The following is a 26,658-nucleotide window of genomic DNA, read 5'->3' on the forward strand; positions in this document are numbered from 1 at the left end:
CAATGCAAACGCGCAAACTTGGAAATAGTAATCTGGAAGTCTCAGCGATCGGACTTGGCTGCATGGGAATGAGCTTTGGCTATGGTCTGCCCAAAGACACGCAGGAGATGATCTCACTGATTCGGGCTGCCGTCGAACGCGGCGTTACATTCTTTGACACCGCCGAGGTCTACGGCCCGTTCACCAACGAAGAACTTGTGGGCGAAGCCCTCGCTCCCTTCCGTGGGCAAGTGGTCATCGCCACCAAATTCGGGTTCGACCTGAGTCCTAATTTCGATCCCCGGGGAATGAAAGGTTCACCAGGACTGAATAGCCGACCGGAGCACATCAAGGAAGCCGTGGAGGGTTCACTCAAGCGACTCAAGGTCGAGGCAATCGACCTGCTCTATCAGCACCGGGTTGACCCGAACGTGCTGATCGAAGACGTGGCAGGAGCGGTGAAGGAACTGATTCAGGCAGGGAAGGTTAAGCACTTTGGACTCTCTGAAGCAGGTGTACAAACGATTCGTCGCGCGCACGCGGTTCAGCCCGTGACGGCACTCCAGAGCGAATATTCGCTGTGGACGAGAACTCCTGAGAAGGAAGTGATACCAACCCTTGAGGAACTCGGAATCGGCTTTGTCCCGTACAGCCCGCTGGGCAAGGGCTTTCTCACTGGCAAGATTGACGAAAACGCGACCTTCGACAGCTCCGACTTCCGCAGCACCCTGCCTCGTTTCACGCCCCTAGCTCTCAAGGCGAATCAAGCCCTGATTAATCTGCTCGGCAGTATCGCAGAACAGAAGAAGGCGACACCTGCTCAGGTTGCGATCGCTTGGCTGCTGGCCCAGAAGCCGTGGATTGTTCCGATCCCAGGCACTACGAAGCTGCATCGCTTGGACGAAAACATCGGGGCAGTCTCAGTCGAACTTACGCCCGACGATCTGCATGACATCGATGACACCGCCTCCAAGATCACGGTGCAAGGGGCTAGATACCCCGAAAAGCTGGAGCAAATGACCGGTCGCTGAACGGCAAAAAATGTTTTCTCTGGTTGCATTCTGTAGCTCACTGAGTAAGGTAACACGTGCAAGACAGATGCTAGCAACGAAAGGCGAGGGAAAGTAGCATACGAATTTGCATTCTGGATTCGACGGGGTTGATGGGCGGCAAGTTCAGCACGTTCTTCGCCCGTACCGGGCATGAGGTGATTTAGGGATTGCCGCTGAGCTGATCCGCTCATGTCAAGGAGAGCGATCGCCCCCCTTCCCTCACCATCTCCCACCAACTTCGATAAAATCACTATGGTGCTACTTAACCCTGAGACTGATGAAAAGCGATCGCTCCTCTTCCCAACTCTCCCTTCAACGTCCTGAACTACTTGCACCAGCAGGTAATTGGGACTGTGCTAAAGCTGCTGTGGAAAATGGAGCAGATGCGATTTACTTCGGCTTAGATCGTTTTAATGCCCGAATGCGGGCACAAAATTTTACTGAGGCGGACTTACCCCAATTGATGGCATTTCTGCACCTCCGGGGCGTCAAGGGCTACGTTACGCTCAATACACTAATTTTTCCCAAAGAACTAGCAGCAGCACAACAATATCTCCGCACAATTATTGCCGCAGGTGTTGATGCGGTAATTGTCCAGGACGTGGGTATATGTCGGCTTATTCGTCACATCTCGCCCGATTTTCCCATCCATGCCTCAACCCAGATGACTATCACTAGTGCGGCTGGCGTAGAATTTGCTAAGTCTCTTGGCTGTCAGTTGGTGGTGCTGGCGCGTGAATGTTCTCTAAAGGAAATCAATAAAATCCAGCAGCAGATTGCCCAACAGGATACTTCGCTGCCTTTAGAGGTCTTTGTTCATGGTGCTTTGTGCGTTGCTTATTCTGGTCAGTGTTTAACTAGTGAAGCTTTAGGCGGACGTTCTGCTAACAGAGGTGAATGTGCTCAAGCTTGCCGAATGCCCTACGAGTTAATTACTGATGGGGAAACTGTAAATTTAGCGGAACGCAAATACTTACTTAGTCCTCAAGACCTAGCAGGCTTAGAAGTTCTGCCATATTTAGTTAAGTCAGGAGTTACTTGTCTCAAGATTGAGGGTCGTCTAAAAGCCCCAGAGTATGTTGCCAATGTTACTCGTGTTTATCGAGAAGCCCTTGATTGTGTGATGGTGCAATTGGCAAAAGGCAAGGGTATGCCAACAACAAAGCTTCCCCATTTGCCCATCTCCCCCTCAACTTCCCAGGAACGATATAATTTAGAAATGGCATTTTCTCGCGGACTATACACAGGCTGGTTTGGCGGGATTAATAATCAAGAACTGGTTCATGCCCGTTTTGGCAAAAAGCGCGGGGTTTACTTGGGTGAAGTCACCCGCATCCACAACGAACAAGTGACACTCAAGCTGGAAGCGCCAGTTAAGCCAGGAGATGGAATTGTTTTTGATTGCGGTCATCCAGAAGCGAAGGAAGAAGGTGGTCGGGTTTACGCGGTGGTGCAGAAGGGTAAAGAAGTTGTCCTGACCTTTGGTCGGCACGATTTGAACCTGCGTCGGGTGCATTTGGGCGATAAGGTTTGGAAAACCAATGACCCAGAACTTGATAAGCAATTACGCCAGAGTTTTGCTGGAGAAAATCCGCAATTTCAGCGTCCCATTTACATAGAGGTTTATGGAGAAGTCGGTCAACCGTTGATTGCGATCGCCCGTGATGAACTCGGTAATATTGTACAGGTAGAGTCTGCAATTTCACTAGTTGAGGCGCACACTAAACCCCTAACTAAAGACCGTTTACAAGAACAGTTGGGTCGTCTTGGTAACACCCCCTTCTGTTTGGGAACCTTAAGCAATCATCTTAACGGTACTGTTATGCTGCCCGTGAGTGAGTTGAACCGAATGCGGCGGGAAATCGTGACGCAATTAGAAGAGTTGCGAAGTCAACCCAAACGCTGGCAATTATCTTTAAATGCTTCCCTCGCAGATTTACTCCCCTCCCTCACTCCTCCACTCTTCCACTCCCCCCCTCTTCCTCTTTCCCCCTCACTCATTGTCCTAGTCAGAAATCTCCAGCAACTCCAAGCCGCCCTCCAAACAGGAATCCAAACGCTGTATTGTGAATTTGAAGACCCCCGCGCTTACACAAAGGCTGTGCAGATGGTACGCGAGGGTCAAACTATTGCTAATCAAACTATCTGGGTTGCGCCTCCCCGGATTACCAAACCTGGAGAAAACTGGATTTTGCAACAAGTACGTGCCTCAGAAGCAGATGGCTATTTGGTACGAAACTATGACCAACTGCAATTCTTTGCAACAGACCGTTGTATTGGAGATTTTTCGCTCAATGTTGCCAACTCCTTAACGGCGGACTACTTTCAGCATCACTTTGGCTTAGAACGGCTAACGGCTTCCTATGATTTAAATATCACCCAACTCGAAGACTTACTTACCAGTTGCTCACCCCAGTGGTTTGAGGTGACAATTCATCAGCATATGCCAATGTTTCACATGGAGCATTGTGTTTTTTGTGCCTTTCTATCGACTGGTACAGATTACACCAACTGTGGACGACCTTGTGAAAAGCATGAAGTGAAATTAAAAGACCGCGTCGGTAGTGAACACGTCCTCAAGGCAGATATAGGTTGCCGGAATACTGTATTTAATGGCACTGCTCAAACGGGAGCCGAGTACGTACAACGTCTCATAGATTTAGGATTAGGTCACTTTCGCATTGAGTTTGTGAATGAGACTCCAGACCAAGTTGCTAAAACGATACATTGCTACCATCAATTACTCCAAGGCGAGATTACAGGTTCCCAACTTTGGCGAGAATTGAAGCTACAAAATCAGTTGGGCGTAACTCGCGGCCCTATGGGAGTGTCTGCGTTGCAGTCATAACTCATTTTCTAACCGCCCAGCTTGAAAAATCTGTTCAGCGGTCAGATTCAGTTCTGGGAATGTAGGTGATACGATGCGATCGCTACCTCGAAATAGGTTAACTTGATACTCACCGTCCACCAAATAGTAAACGGAAGTAGTAGGTTGTTTAGGATTCCCTATGTACCGCCTACCGCCCAAAGCTAAATAGTCAACAATCCAATATTCAGGAACACCAAAAGTTTCGTAGTCAACCAGCTTGGATGCATAATCATCCCTCCAATTAGTGCTGACAACTTCAATAACTAGGGGAACCGAGGCAGATTGAGTAACTGTTGAGGACTTTTTCCACATCGGTTCTAATGAAAGATTCTTTTGATTTATCACTATAACATCAGGCGAATAACCTGATTCTTTATCGGGAATCTTAACTAGTGCTTGCTTGGGTATGAGGTATGGGAGTTTTAATCGTTTGAACTCTAAAGTTACTTCGCCAGCTAAAAAACCATTAATCTCTTCATGATCTCCTACTGGCTGCATTTCAACAATTACCCCATCGTGTAGTTCATAACATCCACCGTCTGGCTTCCAATTGAGGAATTCTTCAAAAGTGATCGTTTTTGGTAAGGCTTGAAACATCACACTTACTCCTGATGATGATTCAAAGTTTAGCAAATTACTTGTTATTGCTCACTTAACCCTCAGATCCCCGACTTCTTAAAGAAGTCGGGGATCTAAATCGACATAAAACCTCGCTAGATAAAGCTAAAACGAGTAATCAGGAAGATTTTACAAAATTTTGTATCTATTTTGGTAACAACGTCAATTCAGGTGAATGAACGTTATAAACTCAACCTTGGAATCAGAAAGAGATTCCTTAAACCAGTGAACATTGAACAGTTATCAGGCGTATGGTAGGGGATTTAAACCCACTACCAAAGCATTTCACTTTCTTTTTGGGGGACTTGAACCCAAAGAACAAAATTGAGAACTAAGTAAGTGTTAAATAATTCAGCCATAAATATCTAAAACAAAGTAACTAATAGGTTATCAAGGCTTCAGCATGAACAAAAACACTAAGTTTCAGCGCAATTTTTGCTGCTCATTTTCTCGTGTTTCTCGTTATAGTTTAATTGGATTGCTTGGTGTAGTTTTGTTATCTGATGCGGTGGGTGCAAAAGTTGGTGGTTTACAGAACTACTCACCAAAGACATCGCCAGAAATTCTATTAGATAAATATCGAGATAATTTCCCATCTTTAGAAGCTGGCGATAAGCAACTCTTGCTAAAAAGCTATCATAATCAACAGCAAATATACATTGCACAGCAGCCAGCGTCTACCCCATCAATTCCTTTGAATCCAGAGCAACAAAAGTTATACCAACAGGGAGTCAAGCTATTTCAAGAAGCAGAAGAGTTAAAGAAAAAAGGGAATAGAGAAGGATACGTTCAGGCTATAAATAAATATCAACAAGCGTTGAAAATTGTCCAGAGTATAGGACTGCGCCAAGAGGAAGCTGAGATAAATCAAAATATTGGTGTAGTTTACTTTTTAGTTTCCGACTATAAAAATGCGCTTGAGTTCCACAATAAAGCACTTTCAATCTGGCAAGAACTAAATCAGCCTTTGCAGCAAGCATCTGCACTCAGTTTAATTGGTAATGTCTATGCCGGGATAGGTGAATATGAAAAAGCAATCCAATATTTTAATCAAGCACAGTCAAGTTTTCAGGCACAGAAACAATTTCGTTTGATAGCTATAACTTTAAACTCTACCGCTAGTGCCTACATGAGATTAGGTAAGATGAACAATGCTCTTAGCTCCCTCAATCAAGCAGTGGAGATTTATCGTACTACATTTAAAGACTCAGATAAAGAAGCTTATATTCTTGATAATATTGCTTTTATTTATTCACAAATAGGTGAATCTGATACAGCTTTACAATACTACAATCAAGCCCTAGATATTCAACGTAAAAGACTAGATTTACCTGCACAAGCGGTAATTATGAGAAACATTGGTTCTTTGCACCTTAAATTGGGCAAATATCAACAGGCTTTAGACTTTTTAAATAAAGCACTGGAAATACAACAGTCAAAAGGTACATTAGTAGACCAAGGTTTAACCATTCACGATATTGCTGGTGTCCATGATTCATTAGGAAAATATGAGCAAGCAATTGAACACTACAAAAAAGCAAAGTTGCTTTTTCATCAAGCTGGTCGGATAACCTTAGAGCACCAGAGTATTGGACACATTGTTAGTATTTATAGAAATTTTCTGGGTGATAACCAAGAAGCATTGAAATATACAGATGAAGCACTTCAGCTTCAGCGTCAAGCTGGCGATAAGGAAGACGAAGCCTATACTCTTAACCAGCAAGCTGATATCTACCTTTTACAGGGAGATTATCAACTGGCATTAGACGGTTATAATCAAGCTTTGACAATTGAGCGCTCCATAACAAAAAATCCTAGACAAGAAGCTCGGACTCTCGCTAATATTGCATTCCTTTACAATTTATTAGGCGATACTGACTCAAGCATTAAAACTTACACTCAGGCATTAGATATATATAAGAAGCTGGATTATCAGGTTGGACAAGCAAAAATTTTTAGATCAATTGGCAGTGTTTACCAACTAAATAGAAGGGACAAAGAGGCTCTCGAATCTTATAACCAAGCACTATCCTTACATCGAAAACAAAATGATAATAGATCAGAAATTGCTACACTTTGGGGCATAGCAAAAACCCATAGGTCTCGGAAAGATTATGATAAAGCATTCGATACTGCTAACCAAGCATTGGCATTATCGCAACAGTATGAATATTCTTTTAACATAACAGCTTCTCTCGGCATTATCGGTAGCATATACTTTGCCAAAAGCGACTATCAAAATGCGTTAAATAGCTATAAAAATATTTTGGTAGATTATCGCAAAGTTGGATTGCGAATTAAGGAAGCTGAAACCTTAAATACAATGAGCATGGCTTATGAGTTCCAGAAGCAGCATCAACAAGCAATAGATAAGCTCAATCAAGAACTGAAACTGCGACGAGAATTAAAAGATAGCACAGGAGAAGCACAGGCACTTTACCAAATCGCCATTAACCAACGCAATCTCGGAAACCTCAAAACCGCACTTTCTAATATCCAAACTACAATCAACATTGTTGAAAGCATACGCGGTAAAGTCCAAAGTGATGAACTGCGTACCTCATACTTCGCTACAGTGCAGAATTACTATAAATTCTACATCGACTTGTTGATGCAACTGCACAAACAAGACCCCACAAAAGTATGCGAATTCAACATTCAAGACCTCAAAATCAAAGATAGATGCGATGCTGTTGCACTGCACATCAGCGAACGTTCCCGCGCTAGAAGTTTGGTAGAACTTTTAACCGAAGCCAATGCCAAAATTCGTAAAGGTGCAAACCCAGAACTAATACAACAGGAACGTGATTTATTACAAAAATTGGATACCAAACAGAAACTCTTGCAAAATTTAGAAGCAAGTAGTCAAAAAGATCCCATTGCTCAAGCGTCTATTAAAAGATGCCAACAAGACATTGAAAATCTTCTTAGCCAATACCGCGAGTTGCAAACTAAAATTCGCACGACTAGCCCGAAATATGCTGCTCTGAAGTATCCCGAGCCTTTGAAATTAGACCAAATTCAACAACAACTCGATAAAGATACCATACTCTTGCAGTATTCTTTGGGTGAACAACGCAGCTATGTTTGGGTGGTGACACCAAATTCTCTGCACAGCTACGAACTCCCTAAACGTAAACTGATAGAAACAGCCGCACTCGATTTAAAAGCGCGCTTACAAGATATTGGAAACCACGGAACTTCTCCAGACAATATTCCCCTAGCTGGCAAAAAAATCAGTATTACTCAAGCTGCTAATCAACTAAGTGAATCTATTCTTGCACCCGTTACAAAGCATTTAGGTCAAAAACGTTTAGTTGTTGTCCCTGATGGCGTCTTGCAATACATTCCTTTTGCCGCACTGACAATACCACAATCATCTATTAGTCAAAAGAATTATCAACCATTGTTACTAAACCATGAAATCGTCAACTTACCATCAGCATCAACAATTGACATTCTCAGGAAAGAAATCAAAGAACGTAAAGCACCTAAAACCCTTGCTGTTCTTGCTGACCCGGTATTTAGTAAACAAGATGAACGGCTTGCAAACAATTGCCAAAATCCTCAGCCTTTCCTTAGTAACAACAATCAACAATTAGCCATAAATCCTCAAAATAGCTCTTATAATATTGAATTTGATTTAGAAAAGTCTGCCTTAATACGAGCTACAAGAGATATAAATTTAGGCAATATTACGCGGCTTAAAAAGACGCGGACAGAGGCTCTAGAAATTATGAAATTTGTGGATGATTCAGAGCAAATACACGCTTTTGATTGTGATGCGAACTATGCCTGGGTAAGCAACCCAGAACTTAGTCAATATCGCTATCTGCTATTTGCGACTCACGGCATACTCAACGATATTAATCCAGAATTATCAGGGATAGTCCTATCTCTGGTAGACAAAAACGGCAATCCTACTCAAAAACCGTTCCTGCAATTGTCCGATTTATTCAATCTCGATTATCCAGCAGAATTAATCGTACTAAGTGCTTGTGAAACAGGGCTGGGTAAAGAGGTGAGTGGAGAAGGATTGGTAGGGTTGACAAGAGGATTAATGTATGCGGGAGCAGCGCGAGTAGCTGTCTCTTTGTGGAGTGTGGAGGAAGAAGCAACCTCGAAGTTGATGCGCGAATTTTACAGAGAAATTTTGCAGAATGGCAAAACTCCAGCAGCTGCATTAAGAGCCGCACAATTAGAAATGTGGCGACAGCAAGAGTGGCGCAATCCCTATTCCTGGGCAGGTTTTACGTTATTGGGAGAATGGCGCTAACAAAAAATACTTGTGAAAGCTATTCTGCATCTACAAAATTGAAAATTTTGAAATTAGGAGAATCATAAATGAAACGGCAATTTATCTTTCTTGGTGTATCAGGTTTTTTGGGTTTAATGATTTTGGGTATTTGGGCATCCGTGGAAGCAGAGTCTCAACCAGTGCCGCCAAAGTTCAGCATCATTAAAAATGTTGCAGAATTTAATCTCGTAATTGACAAAAAACCCATTTCAGCAAGTGATGTCAAAGCCATTGATGAACTACCAGACCCAAGACGAATTATTCTTGGTGGAGATGACCGTATCCCCATGACTAGCAGAAAAAATCCTTGGTCAGCTGTGGGTAAGATTGAAATGTTAGACGCTAACGGTAATGGTTATAGTTGCACAGGTACACTGATATCTGAAAATGAAGTATTAACTAATGCTCACTGCATAGTGAATCCAGAAACTCGTAAAGCCTATCAGAGAATCACGTTTCTACCTAATTTAATTAACGGTGTTTTACGCGATCAAAATGACATCGCTTACGGAACCCATGTTGCTATTGGTACAAATTTTCCAACTGAAACGTTAAAAGATTTTGTAGATGACTGGGCTGTTGTCAAACTCAATAAACCTCTTGGTAAAAAATACGGTCATCTAAAATTGAAATCTATACCATCTTTTGACCTGGTAGGAGATACTGAGCAATTTGCTTTAGTTGGTTACTCTGGTGATTTTCCTAATCCCAAGAAAGAAGGATTTGAAAAATTGACTGCTGGAGAAAGTATGACTGCTGGCGTTCACTTAGGATGTAGTATTCTCAGACAAAAGGATAACTTGCTGTATCACAACTGCGATACCACAAAAGGTGCTTCTGGTGGTGCAATTATCGGTCAGATTGGCAGTGATTATTATGTTTTTGGTTTGCATTCTGGCTCGAATAAAGTTAACGGACTACTATTAAACCGTGCTGTTAACATATCACGCATAAGATAAGCTTTGCCAAAATTACTTGGTCATCAATCTAAGTTACATGGTTGATGACTAGCAAGCCAACAATCTGTAATTTTAGAGTTTATGAATAATATTTTGCCAAGCAATAATTGGAATACTACCCTTTACGAAGATAAACACTCTTTTGTCTGGCAGTATGGCGAAAACTTGCTGCAATTACTCAACCCTCAGCCGGGAGAATTGATTTTGGATCTCGGCTGTGGTACTGGGCAACTTACAGAAAAAATTGCCTTGGCTGGGGCTGAGGTTATGGGAATTGACCATGCACCTGCAATGATTGAGAAGGCAAGACAAAACTATCCTCATCTGCGCTTTGATGTTGCTGACGCTAGTAACTTTCACGTAGACCAGCCATTGGATGCTGTATTTTCCAACGCTGTCTTACATTGGGTGAAAGAAGCAGATCAGGCGATCGCCTCCATACATCAAGCACTAAAACCAGGTGGGCGTTTTGTCGCTGAGTTTGGTGGTCAGGGAAATGTAGAGGCGATCGCCAAAGCTTTATATGGTGCTTTGGAGGCGATCGGTATTCCCAAAGCACAAATAGTAAATCCTTGGTATTTCCCCAGCATTGGCGAATATGCTACACAGTTGGAACAACAAGGCTTTGATGTCATCTATGCTACTTTGTTTACTCGTCCAACTCCTTTAGCAGAAGGAGCAGCAGGTATCGCGAACTGGATTCAAATGTTTGCCAGCACTCTGTTAGCAGGACTGTCTGCTGAGCAACAAATGCACATAATTCACGTCGTAGAGCAGTATCTCAAGCCGACAATGTATCAACAAGGTACTTGGACGGCAGACTATCGACGAATTCGCATCGTTGCAATCAAAGTTTAGATTGTGTCGCTCATGACCCAATAAAAACGGTAATTATTTTATACCGATTCAATTAATGATTGCAACAAATCCTTTGGTAGAGAGGTTACAGTCCAACTTCTCTACATGGTCTATCTGTCACATTCTTTTTTAAATTGGTATTAGATAGATTATTAATAATGGGTAAAATCTATCACCCATTACTCACGAGCGAATTGGAGATTCATCCACCATCAAAAATGGTATTAGCTTATGCCTAAACACAAACTACCTGGTCAAAAGACATCGCTATCACTACTATTAACTCTTATTACAACTTTATTAGTCTCACCCTCGCTAGCGCAAAAGGCCCCAGTACCGCCACCTTCTGATGCGCCTCTACAACTAGACTTATTAACTAAGCCAAAAGACTATGTGATTACAGCTAACACCATTAACCTAGAAAAAATAGCTACTCCTAGTTTATGGTGGGCACAAGAGAACTCTGAGAACAAGCTACTAGATAACTGGATAGCATATCCTGCTGCCGCCAAAGAACCTGCACGAGCAGACCTGATAGTAAATCAGCAAATTTGGAGCTTACTAGACTATCTGGAGCGCTACGACTTTGTAAATCGCTTGGGTAGCGTTGCTCGGAAGGACGGTTATAACGTTCGGGTTTTCAATTATCAGCAAGAACTTTTAGCAACCTACACCTGTAACTTTAATACAAGTCCAGCGTTATGTAGTATCCAAATGAACGCTCAGAATAGGTTAGGGTTGCTGCGTTCTTTATAAGGGATTGGGGACACTTAAGAGGGGGAAAAGGTTAAAGGTCAAAGGGGAAGGCATTAGTGTCAACTTAACGTGAAGCCCCTATAATCATCTGATATTAAGTTTACTCACCTCCCATCACGATCTGCATCACCCCACCCTGGTTTTGTCTAAGAGGATGTTTGAAAAGTCCTTAGTGATGTATCAAATATTTTGAGATCCCCCTAAATCCACGCCACTTGCTACAAGTCGGGAAATCCGACGACAGTCGCCTCAAGTCGGGAAACCCGCCCACGGCGCTGTCTCCCCAACACAGTGGCTCGCCTTGATAAGGGGGACTTTATAAAGCCCCCTTTTTAAGGGGGTTGGGGGATCTGAGTGCGTAAGTTCTGACTTAATGCCCAATGTCCAATTAAGCCTTAATTTTGATGAATAAAGACTCGTACTGTTTTGCTGCTGCTGGAGATAAGGGAAGCAAAAATTCACTTTTGTCAAAAACTTCGCGTAGGCGTAGCCCGTCGTAGACATCGCTTCCTAACAGACTGCGTAATGGCTTCTGAATGTCGGAGGCGACAATATTTGTAGAAATTGGTGAATTACTTTTAGTCAGCAGAGAAATTTGCCTAGCGATGTCTGATTGCCAACAAAAATCAATCCATTGGGATGATAAACCATCCTGAGCAACACCTGTGGGACGTACCCACAAGTCTGCCCAGATTGCTGTTCCTGACTGGGGAATAACTGCGGTGAATTGTGGATAACGTCCAAGAATTGGCAGCACGTCACTTGACCAACCAACTGCTAGCCAAGTGTCTCCAATGATTAAGGGTTCTAGGTAGTTATTGGAACTGTAGAACTTTACTTGTTGATTTAATGTCTGTAATTCTTTTTCCAAGTCTGGTACTTGGTCAAGATTCTCTGTATTGTAGGATTTTCCTAGTTTTTTTAAGACCAGCCCAATTACTTCTCTAGGTTGATTTAGTAAGGAAATGCGATCGCGCAATCCATCCCGCCACAAATCACTCCAATCTTTCGGTGTCCATCCTAAGTCTCGAAACTTATCACGGTTATAAACAATTACCGTACTACCCCAACGGTAGGGAGCAGCCCAAACTTTTCCCTGAGCATCCAAGTTGCCTTGATCATTGCGCGTTACCAGTTTCTTCCACTTTTCATCTAAAACAGACCACTGTTTTAATTGATTTTTCTGCACTTCATCTAGTGGTTGAATGAGTTTTTGCTCAATTGCTGCTTTTAGCCAGTAATCTCCTAATGTTACTAAGTCAGCTTCATCTATTTTTTGACTTTGCCTAAATGGTACAAAGCGTCTCCATATCTCTTCATCAGTAGCTTTTGATTTCTGCTGCAAATTTTGTAATTGCTTAAATAACTCCCCTATCTGCTCGACTGGAGCAAACTTTAACTGTACCTGTTGTTGTAAACTCTTTTGAAATTGATTAACTACCTGACCAGGTATAGAACCCTTTAATAACTGTACTTTTAGTTTTGCCTGGTTACTTCCACTACAGCTAAAAAGCAGTTGTGAAAGTGCCAGTGTACTTGTATTTAGTAAAAAAGATCGTCGATCCATCGATTTTGGATTTGAGATTTTGGATAATACTTATATTAGTGTCGAGTACCAAATTCTTGGTTGCAAGTAGAAAAAACTCTGTAATCTTTGCCAAGTAATTATTTCAAGCCTTTTTAAACAAAACTTTTTTCCCAAAGTAGCTTACTTAGCGGATAGTTCTGTAGTGGCAATACGCTCGGTGTTAAAGGCTTAACACTAAGCGTATGAGTTATATGGTGTCCAGTTAAATTAGCCGTGAAAAAAGACCTGTAAGAGGTTTTACTACCGTAGGAGTCCTAAATCACTTGTAAGCAATAACAAATGATAAATGACAAAAATGTTTACTCTTGTTGCCAATATTTATAAGCAGCATACGCCATAGTTACAACCCCGGTGATAATTGCAGATTCATCAACTTCAAATTCGGGATGGTGTAATGGGTAATTAATAATTCTATCTTTGTAGCCTACACCTAAGCGAAACATAGAACCGGGGGCATGTTCCAAATAAACAGAAAAATCTTCAGCACCTAGAGATGGTTCAGGTAAGACTTGGACGCGATCGCTACTCCAAGCTTCTTCGGCAGATGATTGTAAAAGTTGTGTAAGAGCATAATCATTTTGCACGCTAGGTACGCCTTGGCGATAATTAACCTGATAACTTGCCCCGTATGTATGGCAGACATTAGCCACAATGTTTTCAATCCAGTTAGGGAGATGAGCACGGGTTTCAGGATGGAGCGATCGCACGGTTCCCAACAATCGTACTTTATCAGCAATTACGTTCGGTGCTCTACCACCACTTATCTGCCCGATGCTCAATACTACAGGACGCAAAGGATTCTGTGTCCGGCTGATGGCTTGTTGCAGCATTGTAATTACTTGCGAAGCAATCCAAATTGCATCAATCGCCTCATGGGGACGTGCTCCATGCCCCGATTCTCCAATAATGATAATCTCTAAATCATCAGCCGCCGCCGTCAATGCCCCGTAACGCACGCCAATAGACCCTGCGGGTATTGAAGGGAAAACATGAATTCCTAATAAAGCTGAAACATTTTCCATCGCTCCATCTTTTACCATCCAGCTTGCGCCTTGAGCAATTTCCTCTGCTGGCTGAAATAAAAATCGCACTTTACCACCCAACTCATCTGCTACTTGGGACAGCACCATTGCTGTTCCCAAGCCTACTGTGGTGTGGACATCGTGACCACAAGCGTGCATGATGCCTTCTGCACGAGAGGTATATTCTAAACGGGTACGTTCTTGAATTGGTAACGCATCCATATCAGTACGAATCGCTAACAAACGGTGATCTTGGTTAGTACCTTGTAGTTCTCCGATGACACCTGTTTTACCAATTCCCTCTTGCACATGCAGACCACTGGAAGATAAAACACCAGCCACAAAGGCTGCTGTTTGGTATTCCTGACCGCTGAGTTCTGGATGAGAGTGAATATGGCGGCGAATTTCAATTAAGCGGGGTGCTAGTTTTGCTGCTAAGTCTTTAATACGGGTAAGCATCGATCAATTTTACATTACAGGCTTTTTTCCCATGATAAAGAACTGTCAATAAACAAAATGCTTTTACAGTAAACAGTAAACGGTAAACAGTAAACAGTAAACAGTTATTAAGGGGTATGGTGGGGGATTTAAACCCGCCAGGTAGCGCCAGTTTTCAGCTTGTTTGCGATCGCCCCCTTAGCGATTCTTCTTAAACCCAATTATTTTGACTGTTGACTGTTGATTGTTAACTGTTTACCGTTTACTGTTGACTGTTTACTGTCTGGTGTAGCAGGTTGTACCTCTAGCATTCTCGGCTTTAAATTTGTTGCATTCTGTGGGAATTGTACGCTCTAACGACCACCAATAGGGTTTGTCAGAGGTGACGATACCGTTACCTAGGGTTGTCAGTCGAAAGTTTACCCCCCGGAAATTCGTAAACTGCACTCTTGCGCCTTTGAGGTTGGCTGCTTCTAAATTGGCGCTAATGAAACCTGCAAAAGACAGATCTGCATTTTCTAGGGATGCTGATTTCAAATTTGCACCTGTCAAGGAAGCGCCACTGAGATTTGCTGAATTCAAAATCGCAGCTTCCAAATTCGCACCAGTCAGGTCGGCATTCGTCAGATTAACTTGAGATAATGTTGCACCGCTCAAGTTAGCTCCACGCAAATTTGCTCCAGTTAGGTTCAGTTGAGTTAGATCAGCACCGCTCAAATCGCATCGGGGACAGGCACTCGCAGCCTTCAACTGATCCAAATCTTGTTGGTTTAATGCCAAGGCTTGCTCTGCAAAGCTCAAACAACCTAACAGGGCGACGGTAGCCAAAATCTGAAGTTTCATAGTTTTACAGATATCTACAAGGATGACTAGTTACACATGTTGCCTATTGTCATCCTTACATATACGAGTTTTCTAGCAAACAATAGGCATGAAGCATTCATTAAGAAGCTATGAAAATAGTATAAATTCTGATGATAAGACTACTCAAAACCAAATGTTAGGCTTTAGAATCAGAGCATAGCCAGTTATACCGAACTCTTTATAGACTACCACATATGTGATCCCCCTAGCTTGTAAAAAACGACTAGGGGGATCTTGTTTTTAGATATATGATTAACGCCATCCCAAAAGACGCAACCCAGGAATAATTAAGTAGTAACTTACCCCCAACCAAAAGCTCAGGAAGACGCCTACAAGACCAAAAAAAGCTAGAGGTAGCCATAACTCAGACCAACCAGGCTGAGTAGAAAAATGCCAGATAGGCGGTGTCAACTTTAAAATAATTGAAATTGCAAAGGCGATCGCCGTGCCAAAGGAAGCGACCACAGCGTAAACTATGTGATGGCTGCGAAGACCTAAACTCAAAGTTAGTAGACAAACAGCCACTAAAATAAATGCCACCAAGCCCTCACCGCTATCTTTTGGTGTGATTAATTGAAAAACCAACCACCCGAAGCCATAGCTAATCACAGCTATCAGCGACGCCACCAAGAACCGCCGCCGTTGCCCAAAACACCCCGACAGCGTTAGTCCCCAAGCCGTTCCTACCCCTGCTGCGACGAAAACCAGAATATCAGCTCCCAAGTCAGGTTGAGTATTGGGAACTAATTGATTTAGCTGATAAACCATAAATCCCACAACTTGATTGCCCAAGTTTGTCCGATACGCCAAAATAAAACCAGCGATCGCACCTAAACAAGCACCGAGACTAGTCAGCATCATCGCCCAAATTGTTGCTAAACAGGCTTGTAAAACTTTAAAAATCGTCTTCACTACAAAACGAGTAGTTTTACCAACAGCTCGATTAAAATTGGCGAAAGCTTGCTCAACAGCTTGTATTATCAGTGCAAATTTTTGGGATGCTTGCGTTGAGGTTTGTTTAACAGTGTCTCGCAATTGGGAAAACAACCCTTGCTGTGGTGATGCTCTGAAAATTTTCGCTAAACGTTTTTGAATAATAGCTGCATTTGCTGGACGCGATCGCACATCATCTCGTACCATCTCATCTAGTAAATCTGCTAGTTGCGGTTTGACATTCACCCCAGTACGCCAGCGCAACTCCCCAGTTTGTGGATCTTCCAACTGCGGCGGATATTTGCCCGTTAGTAATTCAATCATCGTTCGACCAAGGGCATAAAAATCAGCACTTGGGCCCACATTTCCCCCAGTCACTTGTTCCGGTGGACTGTAGCCAGAAGAAAATAGCCGAGTGGAACTAGACTCTCGACGCAGCATTGCTGTACTAAATTGTTTTGCGCCGCCAAAATCAATTAGTACTAAGCGATCGCCACTTGTTCTTTGAACTATGGGTAAATTTGGCGAAGTAGTACCCAGCATTAAATTAGAAGGTTTGATGTCACGGTGAATAATCTGGCGTTTGTGCAATACCTGTAAAATCTTCACAGCTTGGGTGAACCAGTTTAACACCAAATCTTCAGGACACCCTTGAGGATAACTTTTTAATATCTCCTCTAAAGTCTGCCCATTGATTTTTTCCATCACCAAACAAGCTAGTCGGCGCTGTTTGGGACTGAACAAATTTATTTGAAAATACCCATCAGCATCAACTTGGGGGACACCCGGATGTTGCAAACTACTTAAAACCGCTGCTTCTTGGGTAAACAATTCCTGTGCTTTTAGTGAATCTTCCACTAGCACTTTCAGCACTTTCTCTGTTTGAGTTTTTTCATCCCAAACCGTGTAAATTTGAGCAAATCCTCCTGAACCTAAAGGCTGAAATGGGATATAACGGTCTAACAGCTGTAGCGGTGCGCCACAGCTGTTACAAAATTTGTTTCCCCAAGGTTGAGGATAAGGACGTTGACAGTCAGGATTTATGCAGTGAACCGCACTCTGAGTGATGTGGGACACAACCGCTACAATACAAAGGCTGACTTGATTTTAGCGTTTCTCTGCTTTTAAATATTTTATGTTGAGCGTCAAATCGTTTGACGCCCAATAATTACGACAATTCGGTATACTTCATACTGAGTTTCTGGCGGGATGCTCGAATTTCCTTAGATGTCATAGGAGCATTAGCGATCGCAGCCTCATTGCAACTTAACTACGAATTACGAATTAGCAATTACGAATTAGTCATAGGAGCATTAGCGATCGCAGCCTCATTGCAACTAGACTAACTCCTTCTTGAGTTGCTGCGGTTCTTCTACTGTCGATTCACTAAATACAGCTAAGTAAAACCATCCTGCTAAAATAGCTCCAAAGATAGGAGCTATCCAGAATAGCCATACTTGGGAAAAAAGTTCCGTCCCTGCAAACAGAGCAACTCCAGTACTGCGGGCAGGATTTACCGAGGTATTAGTTACAGGAATACTAATTAGGTGAATCAAGGTTAGTCCAAAACCAATTGCAAGTGGCGCAAGTCCTTGGGGAGCACGGCGATCAGTCACACCTAAAATAATTAGCAGAAACATAAAAGTCATCACAACTTCAGTGATCAGGCAAGCAAACAGCGTATAACCACCTGGAGAATGAGCACCATAGCCGTTAGTGGCAAGTGGATTAGAGCCACTAAGGACAAATCCAGTTTTACCGCTAGCAATTAGATAGATAATCCCAGCACCAACAAATACACCGAGCACTTGAGAGGCAATGTAAGGTAGTAGATCTGACCCCGGAAAGCGCTTTCCTGCCCACAGTCCAAAAGACACAGCTGGGTTGAAATGACCACCAGAAATATGACCAAGTGCATAAGCCCCTGTAAGGACAGTAAGCCCAAATGCTAGAGATACGCCCACTAATCCAATACCCAATGGAAAAGAAGTACTCTCGCTGATTTTTGCGGCATCTGCCGTGTATGCGGCAGCTAAAACAGCACTACCACAGCCACCCAAAACAAGCCAAAAAGTGCCGATAAATTCGGCTAAACAACGTTTTACAAGAGGCATATTTAGAACAATCCTTAGATTCAACTACAGATGAGAAAGTAAATACCTTAAACTTGTAGCCATGCTGAACAGTGCTTGAGTTGTTCCTATTTTTAGGAAGCTATCAAGTCGCTTAGTTATGATAAATCCACAAAATAGGAAACTTAGAGTAATTTCGCACAAAAATTTCACCAAGCAATGTAAACTTCAAGTCACCTCATAAAAAGACTGACTTAGGAAGTTTTAATTACTTTTTGCTATGTCTCGATACTTTTAGAAGTACTTTGAATATCGTAGTGATAAAGTAAAAGATACCAAAAAAAATCAAATAATCAAAAAACACACAAATGTTTTAAGGATTTTGATATTTTAACTTTTTTGGCTTGTTTGTTAAAAAATATAAAGTAAATAAATTCATGTCTTTGTTTAATTATTTTTTTAGACAAACTGTTCTTGAGCGGAGGTACTAGGGGAGATAAAGAAATAAGCGTATCTAAGGTTATTAAAATAGTAAGAGTTTATTAATAATTACTTGTTACTCTCCTGGCTTCCTTAGTTCAATAACAGCTTATCTTCGTGACATTCGGGCACAGGCTGCCGCCCTAATTTTCGGGCTGCGGTGGTGTATGCAAGTCGAATTAGTGTTGATATTTTGGTATATGCTTCTCCTATTTGAGCCTTGTCATTACCCAGATTTTTGTCACATATCCAAGTATGGCTTCTAGCAATATCCCGCCTAGAAATAACTAGAAATAAATTTTTAGGCGGGACTTGTGTACGCCACAGTAGAACTTTGAGGGGAGTCCCTTGTCTTTGTAGTAGCTCCCCCATTCCCCAAACTCCACCCCCTTATAGGTGGAGTCTTTTATTCATATCCATCCCAACTAACGGGAAAAGCGTAATCGGAAAACAAGGGTAAATCCCTATTGTTGCTGCGAGTTTCTTCATCCAAAACTTTGACGACTTTGTTATAAATTTCTTCTGCTTGTTGTGGGGAATCACCGATACTAGTTAATCCCAATTTGCCAAACTGAGAAAGACAACCCATGAGATGAAAGACTGTTCCTGTCTCAGTCCCACTGTCAAAATGCAGTCTGTGGTGAGCGATAATATCCATCAAATCATTAGGTAATAATCCGCGATAACGGTCTTTTTGCAGGTTGTCGGTGGCAATGTAGTATTTGGGACGACCTTGCTGACTATAAAATAAGCCTGTGGAGAGGTCATAGCGACCATTAGTTAATAATTTCAGGGTCATGAAAGGATGAGTAGTACCGCCTTTTCGCAGGTTGATTTCGATCGCCTGAATATCCCACCCTTGCTTACCTTGATCAACAGTGATAAAGTCTACTCCAAATCGCTCTAAAGCGCCTTTTTCTGCAAGCTTTCTGCCAACTTTTAACCCCAATTGCTGTAATTGCAACCGATAGCTTTCATCAGCAGGGAATCGACAACCAAGATAAATCTGACCGTCTGGCCCGCCGAGAATTTGGTCGTGGGTTGAAAGGATTTCCACTTCGCCAGTGGGTGTGATTCGTCCTTGAACGCTAGGCGAGCGCTTAATTTCCCCTTCTACAAATGCCTCAACAATTGCGCCTAGCTCAGGAATCCGTCCCGAAAAATTCTCCCAAGTCTCTTGTTTAGCTTGAAAGCGCAGAGTTGAAAAGCGATCGCTAATTGTTGCTACCCTTTCGGCATGAGAACTTTGCTCTGGTGCTACACTTGCAATTGGTCTTAGATCTAGCAACGCATTCCCTTCTCCAGAAATGCCTTCGTTGAGTTTTACTACTATCCGTTGTAATGTCGGTTGACGTTCCCACAACTCAGCAGCAACTTCTGCTAAATCTGCGGAATTCCAAACCTTTTTACTGCCATCTGGATGTGGTACTCCACTTTCAGCAAAAATCTGCCGACTCCCACTTTTACTACCCCAAATCTGCAAATCTGGTGCAGCTGCGTAAAGTGGTACACCCAATTTTACAGACAATTCGCCTTCCCATGACGCTGAGTTATAACAGATCATAAATGATTTTTCCAGCCTCAAAGCTTGACGAATTCGCTCTAGTAAACGTGGACGTTCCAAAATCTTTTGACTTAAGGGTTTAAGAGAGGAATCATAAGTAGAAAGTAGCAGCAAGCGATTACGAGCGTGAGAAAAGGGTATTCCAGGTAAAAGTTGTAAATAGTATTCAATAATACTGGGATGCAGTGGTACTGACGTGACATAAATCAGCCTAGTTCGGGGATTCCGTAAGCGCATTAAAGAAAATAGTAATCGTTCCTCATAATGTTCACAGCCTGAAATTTTTTGGAGTTCGCGCTGGTCGATACTCAAGGAGGGAACAACTAAAATATCTGCCTCGCTATTGTCAAATAACTCGATAGTTTTCCAGCGTTCGCGCAAAGTTAATTGCAAATGACGAAACTGATCACACTGCTCTAATTCTGAAAGATTAATTGTTGTCATAACCCTTTTCCCATCCTAATTCCAACACTGCTTTACTACTGTGCTATATCTCAAACCCCAATTTGGAAGTGCTAATATTCAACACTGAAAGTGTATCTTTTTGTAAAATTTGTCTCTGCTTCTAAACAAAAGACAAAACTATAGATTTAGCGATCGCTTAAACAGTCCCAAACGTTGAATATCAAATAATGGAAATTCCCTTAAGTCCAGAATACTAGTATGCGAATTTACCAATTAAATACACTTATGCCTAACACTAAATTTGTTGATGTCGGTATTCTAGAGAATCTTGGCGGCAATGTGCTGTAAGCTTCTCAGAATATATAGACCTAAATTAATCTTAACGAAAATAGCATAATTCAGCTATTTTTGAACCTATAACTGGGAAGGTTAAAGTATATATTGCTGATCACCTAAAACTAGACTTACATATAAAGATAAAAAACATACTTTATATTTCAAATGACATAATTTTTCTTAATTTATTTTACATCTTAAGGTTGACTAAATTTGAGCATGGATTACCTCTAGAGAGCGATAAAATTCAGCAGTATTTACAGCTAACTTAAAAATAGATGAAAAGGATAAATCCTTCATCGTTCAGAAAGTTGTGTACTTGTTTTCGTGGTCAGAGTAAAAATGGGTGTCTGGAGTGAGGATAAATAACCAAAGTTACGTACAGTTTGCAGTAATTAGTACGTTTGGTAGGTATTTGGGGTGGAAACACCTAAAGTTGCAAATGGCAAGTGGGAGCCAAAGCAAAAAGTAAACCTTGGGTTGAATCAACCCAAGGTTTACTTTTGGGAATTTGTCAATTATCGGTTCTTTTTTACTATTGGAATAGTTTTATGGCAGAACAAACATTACAACCACCACAAAGTCAAGAATTACCAGGCGTTGAGTCAGAAATGACGCCAAAACCTAAAGCCGAAGATTCTCAGTATCGGGGAAGTGACAAATTAAAAGGCAAAGTAGCATTGATTACGGGTGGAGATAGTGGTATTGGTCGTGCCGTAGCGATCGCATTTGCTAAAGAAGGTGCAGATGTAGCCATTATGTATCTTAACGAACATGATGATGCTAAAGAAACAAAAAATTTGGTAGAAAAACAAGGACGTCGTGCAATACTCATAGCAGGTGATATTGGCGATGAAAGCTTTTGTCAGCAAGCTGTACAACAAACAGTGGATGAGTTTGGCAAACTCGATATTCTCATCAACAATGCCGCCGAACAGCATCCGCAAGAAAGTATTGAAGATATCAGCGAAAAGCAGTTAGAGCGAACTTTCCGCACTAATATTTTCTCTATGTTTTTCTTAACCAAAGCTGCACTCAAGCACTTGCAAGAAGGCAGTTCTATCATCAATACAACATCGGTAACAGCTTATAAAGGCAGTCCGCAACTACTTGATTATTCTTCGACAAAAGGTGCGATCGTTGGTTTTACTCGTTCCCTTTCTCAGAATTTAATTGAAAAGGGTATTCGCGTCAATGCTGTGGCTCCTGGGCCGATTTGGACACCTTTAATTCCTGCAACTTTTCCTGAAGAAAAAGTTGCAAACTTTGGTAAACAAGTACCAATGCAAAGAGCTGGACAACCTGAAGAAGTAGCTCCCAGTTATGTATTTTTAGCTTCTGATGACGCTTCTTATATGTCTGGTCAGGTATTACATCCTAATGGTGGAGAAGTAGTCAACGGTTAAGCAAAAAAATAATAATTAAGAGTGAGGAACTACAAAATTTGCATTTTGAATTCCTCACTTTTACTCTTAATGATATGTCCATTTTCATCCATTGGAGAGATGAATTCATACATAAAGACTGGTAAGCTGTCTAACAGCAAACACAAGAAATAACAACTACGTCTATGGCATCTCCTACACCATTGCATGGCACAGAACTAGTAGATTGTGCTAGAGCAAATGCTAAGCAGGGAATTGAAACAGCTGCCTATCAATGTGGCTATGGTGATGATCTCAACAAGTTTGCAAGAGAACTCAGACAAGCTTGTGAAGAAATGAATTTGCAAGTAAAAGAACTCAGCGAACTGATTACCGACCAAGACTTGATACTACAATTGGGTACTGGCGAAATCGTTGCTCCAGATACACCTTCAGAATTGTAAAAATTAGTCATTTATCCTTTGTAGTTTTTTCTTCACTAATGATCAATGACTAATGACTATTTTCATAATTTCAAAATTACCCGCGCTAAATTGAAGTAAATCAAAACGCCCACTACATCAACTGCTGTAGTAATAAATGGTGCTGACATTAATGCAGGATCTAGGCGGAGGAAGCGGAATAAAAACGGCAGTGCAGAACCAGAAATAGAAGCTAAAAGAGAAATAGCTACTAGACTGGAGCCTACAGCGATCGCTACCTCTAACTGTCCTTGTAAAAAGTAAGCCCAGACAGTAGCGATCGTACCTAACATAACTCCCAGCAACGCCCCGGCGATCGCTTCCCTTCCAATCACCTGTAACGCTCCAAGCGATCGGATTTCATCAGTATTCATCCCACGAATTACTACTGTAGAGGACTGAGCACCTACGTTACCGCCAGTACCAGTCAGTAAAGGGATGAATGCAGTCAATACTACTACTTTTGCCAAAAGATCTTCTTGTGACTTAATAATTGTGCCTGTAATGGTATTAGTTATTAATAATACTAATAACCACACAACTCGTTTGCGAGCAACTTCCAGTAAATTCATTTGAAAGTAGTTGTCACCGCCCGACTGCACACCTCCACCCAAGGCATAGATATCCTCGGTGGTTTCTTGCTGCAAAATATCAATAACATCATCCACAGTGACGATACCCACTAGACGATTTTCTCGGTCTACCACAGGCACAGCTAAAAAATCATATCTCTGAATTAATCTTGCAACTTCTTCTTGATCTGTATCAGTGTGGATAAACACCACATCACGCGTCATAATTTCGCCAATAGTTTGCTCCGGTTGAGCCGTCACCAACTCACGCAGTGATAAAATCCCTGTTAAATGCCTTGCCGCATCAGTAATGTAAAGGTAGTAAATCATTTCACTGGCATTAGCTAAGTTGCGAATCCGCTCTAGTGCTTGAGATGCCGTAAAATTTTCTTTTAGTGACATTACTTCTGGCGTCATGATTCGCCCAGCTGTATCAGCTTCATAACCCAATAGTTGGGCCGTAGCTTGGCGTTCTGCTGGACTCAGTTGTTCTAGCAAGCGATTAACGACTTTTGCCGGTAATTCATCAAATAACCTAGCTCGGTCATCCGGCGACATTTTATCTACAATGTCACGCACATCCTGACTTCTGAGTTCTTCAATTAGCCGTTCTTGGACGCTGTAGTCAAGATGTTCATAAACTTCAATTGCTTCATCCTTAGAAAGCAAGCGAAAAGCCAAAGCGTGCATTGCTTCTGGCAAACCCTCAATCGCCTCGGCAATATCCGCAGGTTGGACAGGTACTAGAATCGCTTTTGCTCCCTGCAAATCCTCCACTTCCAGCAGCATTTGCAGCTGAGTTCGCACTAAATCTCGCAATTCCCTGCGTGAGACATTTTGGAGGGACAAGGTTAAATTGTTTGTCTCAGTCAAAGTTTACTTTCCTCAGCCAGTTTGAACAAAGTTGCTGCCCTTAGTCTAGGGGAAAGTGGGAATGTACAACGTCAAACTTGTGATTTTTCCTACGTTATTTTCGTGAAATGGTATGACAGCACCAATCTCAATTAGTACCTTCAACCGCCTAAAAATCGAAGTTTCTCTGTTAAAGGATAGTTTAACAGGGTTTTTGTTTCATGCTGTTAGGGTACACAGCGATCGCTCCTAGGGTTCCTGAAGGGTAGTATCCACTCCTGAAAGACAAGCAAGCCACAAAGCAGCGTCTTACTCCAGAAGCACTCAGTATGTACCCAAAACCCTAGATTCTTCCTTGCGTTTTGCTCCACACCTTGCGGGTTCGCCCTTAGCTTTTTCGTAGAGTAGCCGCACAAGCGTCTACAGAAGGACTTTTAAAATATCCTCTAAGTCCAAAAATTACAAAATTATTCAATATATAGGCACAATTAAACGTTAATGGAAAATAAACAATTAAAAGTAAAAGGCTTATTTTTTATAAACTTTAAGCTTTAGTACAGTGATTTGATCATAATTATGTTTATTTGTACCCAGCTACTTAAAAGCACATAATATAGTCGTATAATATTGAACTATAAAAATTATTGAGATGTAGCTGAAATGGCATGGTGCTCAACCAACCGAATAATAACAGTGTTTTTTTAATCTTCAAATATCAACAGTTTTCTTCATAAAATTTTTATATACTTATTATATTTGTTATCCAAAAGACAGGTAATTATCCCGTATTTTGGTTATTTTCATTCAATGCTGCGAAAAACTTTGATATAGCTTTAAAAACTAGATATATATATGAATATTTAAACAATGCTTCTAAAAAAAATAGACATAGTACTGGCATGTAGTGTCAAATATGTAATGAATTAGTTAAAACCTAGTAATTACTGAATTTACATGAAGATAGCAAAATCTGAGATTTCATGCATCTAAGTATTTATTCGTTCTTGTCAAGCACTACTTTTCCTATGCCTTTATCACTTAAATGTTAGTTTGATTATGGGTTCTCAAAAATAGTGATTATATAGTAGTGTTAACCCTATTATTTAGTTATTTTCAGTAAGTTAGTGCGTAGAAATAGCTTCTGCTTTTTTAGCCAGAAGTATATTTTGATTATATAGTCACGTCATATTTTGGATAATTAATGTAAATAAATAGTTGAGAATTTAACTAGATTAAATTCATCAAGCTAATTTTTGACGTGCCAAAGATTGTAAATTATTAATAAATTAAAAGTGGGCACTGAATGGAAAATTTTAGAGTCATTAAGATAACAGGCTAATCAAAATTCTTGTGTAGTTCTAGATGATGCGTCAAACGCTATTTTTTCTTTGTTGGTGTGCTTGCATTACCCTCCTATAAACTGCTGCGCGTCTCCTAAAAAAGCATTTTTATAACTCAAATCTAGAATTACAACACTATAGATTGGCGTTTATTTTTACAAAGAAATCAATTTAAAACTCACCCTAAAGTATTCATTTGGGTGTCAGTTTTAATGTAGCTATGAGGCATATATCTCAATGAATAATCTTGTAAGTCCTAACTCTAATACTCTATTAGACCCTAATGCAACTAGCTCGGTAGTTGCTACTCAATCGCCTTTAGATACAACTGAACAAAAATCAGTCGTAACCGCTAGAGCTAGCGATAGCGCGCTCTCTAGTGGAAATGGACTAAAAGGAGAATATTACGACAACAAAGACTTCACCAACCTGAAGCTAACTCGTACAGATGCAGCGGTGAACTTTGATTGGGGTAGCGGTTCTCCTGCTGCGTCCGTAGGTGCAGATACCTTCTCAGTGCGATGGACAGGTCAGGTAGAAGCCAAGTACAGCGAAACCTACACCTTCTACACCACTGCTGATGATGGTGTGCGACTGTCGGTGAATGGTCAACAAATTATCAACAACTTTGTTAACCAACGCCCGACAGAATCTAGCGGCACAATCACATTGGTTGCAGGTCAGAAGTACGACATTAAGATGGAGTACTACGAAGATAGATATGAAGGAGTTGCTAAACTCGCTTGGTCAAGTTCTTCTCAGACCAAGGAAATTATTCCCCAGTCACAACTTTATAGTGCACCTCCCACAGCCCCGGTAGGTACAGGTAAAGGACTAAAAGGAGAATATTACGACAACAAAGACTTCACCAACCTGAAGCTAACTCGTACAGATGCAGCGGTGAACTTTGATTGGGGTAGCGGTTCTCCTGCTGCGTCCGTAGGTGCAGATACCTTCT

General features: G+C 41.5%; 19 protein-coding genes. 10 read left to right on the forward strand and 9 right to left on the reverse strand.

Annotated features, from left to right (window positions below):
• The first annotated feature begins 2 nt into the window (after window positions 1-2).
• Together FNW02_RS23920 and FNW02_RS23925 are read left to right on the forward strand one after the other, a co-directional pair.
• Window positions 3-1,010 carry an aldo/keto reductase gene (locus FNW02_RS23920; RefSeq protein ID WP_191759981.1) on the forward strand — a complete coding sequence of 336 codons (1,008 nt, stop codon included), beginning with the start codon at window positions 3-5 and terminating at the stop codon, window positions 1,008-1,010.
• A 298-nt stretch (window positions 1,011-1,308) separates the two neighbouring features.
• Window positions 1,309-3,879: a U32 family peptidase gene (locus FNW02_RS23925; protein WP_191759982.1), complete on the forward strand. Its 2,571-nt coding sequence runs from the start codon at window positions 1,309-1,311 to the stop codon at window positions 3,877-3,879.
• Here FNW02_RS23925 and FNW02_RS23930 read toward each other — a convergent pair.
• Window positions 3,874-4,497 carry a Uma2 family endonuclease gene (locus FNW02_RS23930; RefSeq protein ID WP_191759983.1) on the reverse strand — a complete coding sequence of 208 codons (624 nt, stop codon included), beginning with the start codon at window positions 4,495-4,497 and terminating at the stop codon, window positions 3,874-3,876. The genes FNW02_RS23925 and FNW02_RS23930 overlap by 6 nt on opposite strands.
• Window positions 4,498-4,921: 424 nt before the next feature.
• Between FNW02_RS23930 and FNW02_RS23935 the strand changes: the two genes are divergently transcribed.
• From FNW02_RS23935 to FNW02_RS23950, 4 genes are all read left to right on the forward strand, one after another.
• Window positions 4,922-8,794: a CHAT domain-containing tetratricopeptide repeat protein gene (locus tag FNW02_RS23935; RefSeq protein ID WP_191759984.1), complete on the forward strand. Its 3,873-nt coding sequence runs from the start codon at window positions 4,922-4,924 to the stop codon at window positions 8,792-8,794.
• 68 nt (window positions 8,795-8,862) lie between these two features.
• Window positions 8,863-9,774: a trypsin-like serine peptidase gene (locus FNW02_RS23940; protein ID WP_191759985.1), complete on the forward strand. Its 912-nt coding sequence runs from the start codon at window positions 8,863-8,865 to the stop codon at window positions 9,772-9,774.
• Window positions 9,775-9,855: 81 nt separating this feature from the next.
• Entirely contained in the window at window positions 9,856-10,632 is a 777-nt protein-coding gene (locus tag FNW02_RS23945) for a class I SAM-dependent methyltransferase (RefSeq protein ID WP_191759986.1), read from the forward strand.
• A 231-nt stretch (window positions 10,633-10,863) separates the two neighbouring features.
• Window positions 10,864-11,388: a hypothetical protein gene (locus FNW02_RS23950; RefSeq protein ID WP_191759987.1), complete on the forward strand. Its 525-nt coding sequence runs from the start codon at window positions 10,864-10,866 to the stop codon at window positions 11,386-11,388.
• A 388-nt stretch (window positions 11,389-11,776) separates the two neighbouring features.
• Here the strand turns inward: FNW02_RS23950 and FNW02_RS23955 are convergent, their stop codons facing one another.
• The 4 genes from FNW02_RS23955 to FNW02_RS23970 form a co-directional block, all read right to left on the reverse strand.
• Window positions 11,777-12,955 carry an extracellular solute-binding protein gene (locus tag FNW02_RS23955; RefSeq protein ID WP_191759988.1) on the reverse strand — a complete coding sequence of 393 codons (1,179 nt, stop codon included), beginning with the start codon at window positions 12,953-12,955 and terminating at the stop codon, window positions 11,777-11,779.
• 320 nt (window positions 12,956-13,275) lie between these two features.
• Window positions 13,276-14,457, reverse strand: coding sequence for a M20 family metallopeptidase (locus tag FNW02_RS23960; protein WP_191759989.1), 1,182 nt, complete (start codon window positions 14,455-14,457; stop codon window positions 13,276-13,278).
• A 255-nt stretch (window positions 14,458-14,712) separates the two neighbouring features.
• Entirely contained in the window at window positions 14,713-15,279 is a 567-nt protein-coding gene (locus FNW02_RS23965) for a pentapeptide repeat-containing protein (protein ID WP_191759990.1), read from the reverse strand.
• Window positions 15,280-15,552: 273 nt separating this feature from the next.
• Complete coding sequence (locus tag FNW02_RS23970; protein ID WP_191759991.1) at window positions 15,553-17,310, reverse strand: protein kinase domain-containing protein; 1,758 nt, start codon at window positions 17,308-17,310, stop codon at window positions 15,553-15,555.
• Between the two features lie 77 nt (window positions 17,311-17,387).
• Between FNW02_RS23970 and FNW02_RS23975 the strand changes: the two genes are divergently transcribed.
• Window positions 17,388-17,579, forward strand: coding sequence for a hypothetical protein (locus FNW02_RS23975; protein ID WP_191759992.1), 192 nt, complete (start codon window positions 17,388-17,390; stop codon window positions 17,577-17,579).
• Here FNW02_RS23975 and aqpZ read toward each other — a convergent pair.
• The 3 genes from aqpZ to FNW02_RS23990 all read right to left on the reverse strand — a co-directional run bounded on the left by aqpZ (window position 17,571) and on the right by FNW02_RS23990 (window position 20,793).
• Window positions 17,571-18,347, reverse strand: coding sequence for an aquaporin Z (gene aqpZ / locus FNW02_RS23980; RefSeq protein WP_191759993.1), 777 nt, complete (start codon window positions 18,345-18,347; stop codon window positions 17,571-17,573). The genes FNW02_RS23975 and aqpZ overlap by 9 nt on opposite strands.
• A gap of 531 nt (window positions 18,348-18,878) precedes the next feature.
• Complete coding sequence (locus tag FNW02_RS23985; protein ID WP_191759994.1) at window positions 18,879-19,157, reverse strand: hypothetical protein; 279 nt, start codon at window positions 19,155-19,157, stop codon at window positions 18,879-18,881.
• A 34-nt stretch (window positions 19,158-19,191) separates the two neighbouring features.
• The gene (locus tag FNW02_RS23990; RefSeq protein WP_191759995.1) at window positions 19,192-20,793 is read right to left on the reverse strand and encodes a peptide ligase PGM1-related protein; all 1,602 of its coding nucleotides are present in this window, start codon (window positions 20,791-20,793) and stop codon (window positions 19,192-19,194) included.
• Window positions 20,794-21,641: 848 nt separating this feature from the next.
• On the opposite strand from FNW02_RS23990, the gene FNW02_RS23995 reads away from it, so the two are divergent.
• Entirely contained in the window at window positions 21,642-22,496 is an 855-nt protein-coding gene (locus FNW02_RS23995; protein WP_191759996.1) for an SDR family oxidoreductase, read from the forward strand.
• A 164-nt stretch (window positions 22,497-22,660) separates the two neighbouring features.
• On the forward strand, window positions 22,661-22,918 hold the full coding sequence (locus FNW02_RS24000) for a hypothetical protein (protein ID WP_191759997.1): 258 nt from the start codon (window positions 22,661-22,663) through the stop codon (window positions 22,916-22,918).
• Window positions 22,919-22,980: 62 nt separating this feature from the next.
• Here FNW02_RS24000 and mgtE read toward each other — a convergent pair whose 3' ends face one another.
• The gene (mgtE, locus tag FNW02_RS24005; RefSeq protein WP_191759998.1) at window positions 22,981-24,381 is read right to left on the reverse strand and encodes a magnesium transporter; all 1,401 of its coding nucleotides are present in this window, start codon (window positions 24,379-24,381) and stop codon (window positions 22,981-22,983) included.
• A 1,556-nt stretch (window positions 24,382-25,937) separates the two neighbouring features.
• Here mgtE and FNW02_RS24010 point away from each other — a divergent pair.
• The coding region (locus tag FNW02_RS24010; protein WP_225225866.1) for a PA14 domain-containing protein at window positions 25,938-26,658 on the forward strand (721 nt) is incomplete at its 3' end.

Source organism: Komarekiella delphini-convector SJRDD-AB1 (genome assembly GCF_014831675.1).
Taxonomy (GTDB): Bacteria; Cyanobacteriota; Cyanobacteriia; order Cyanobacteriales; family Nostocaceae; genus Komarekiella.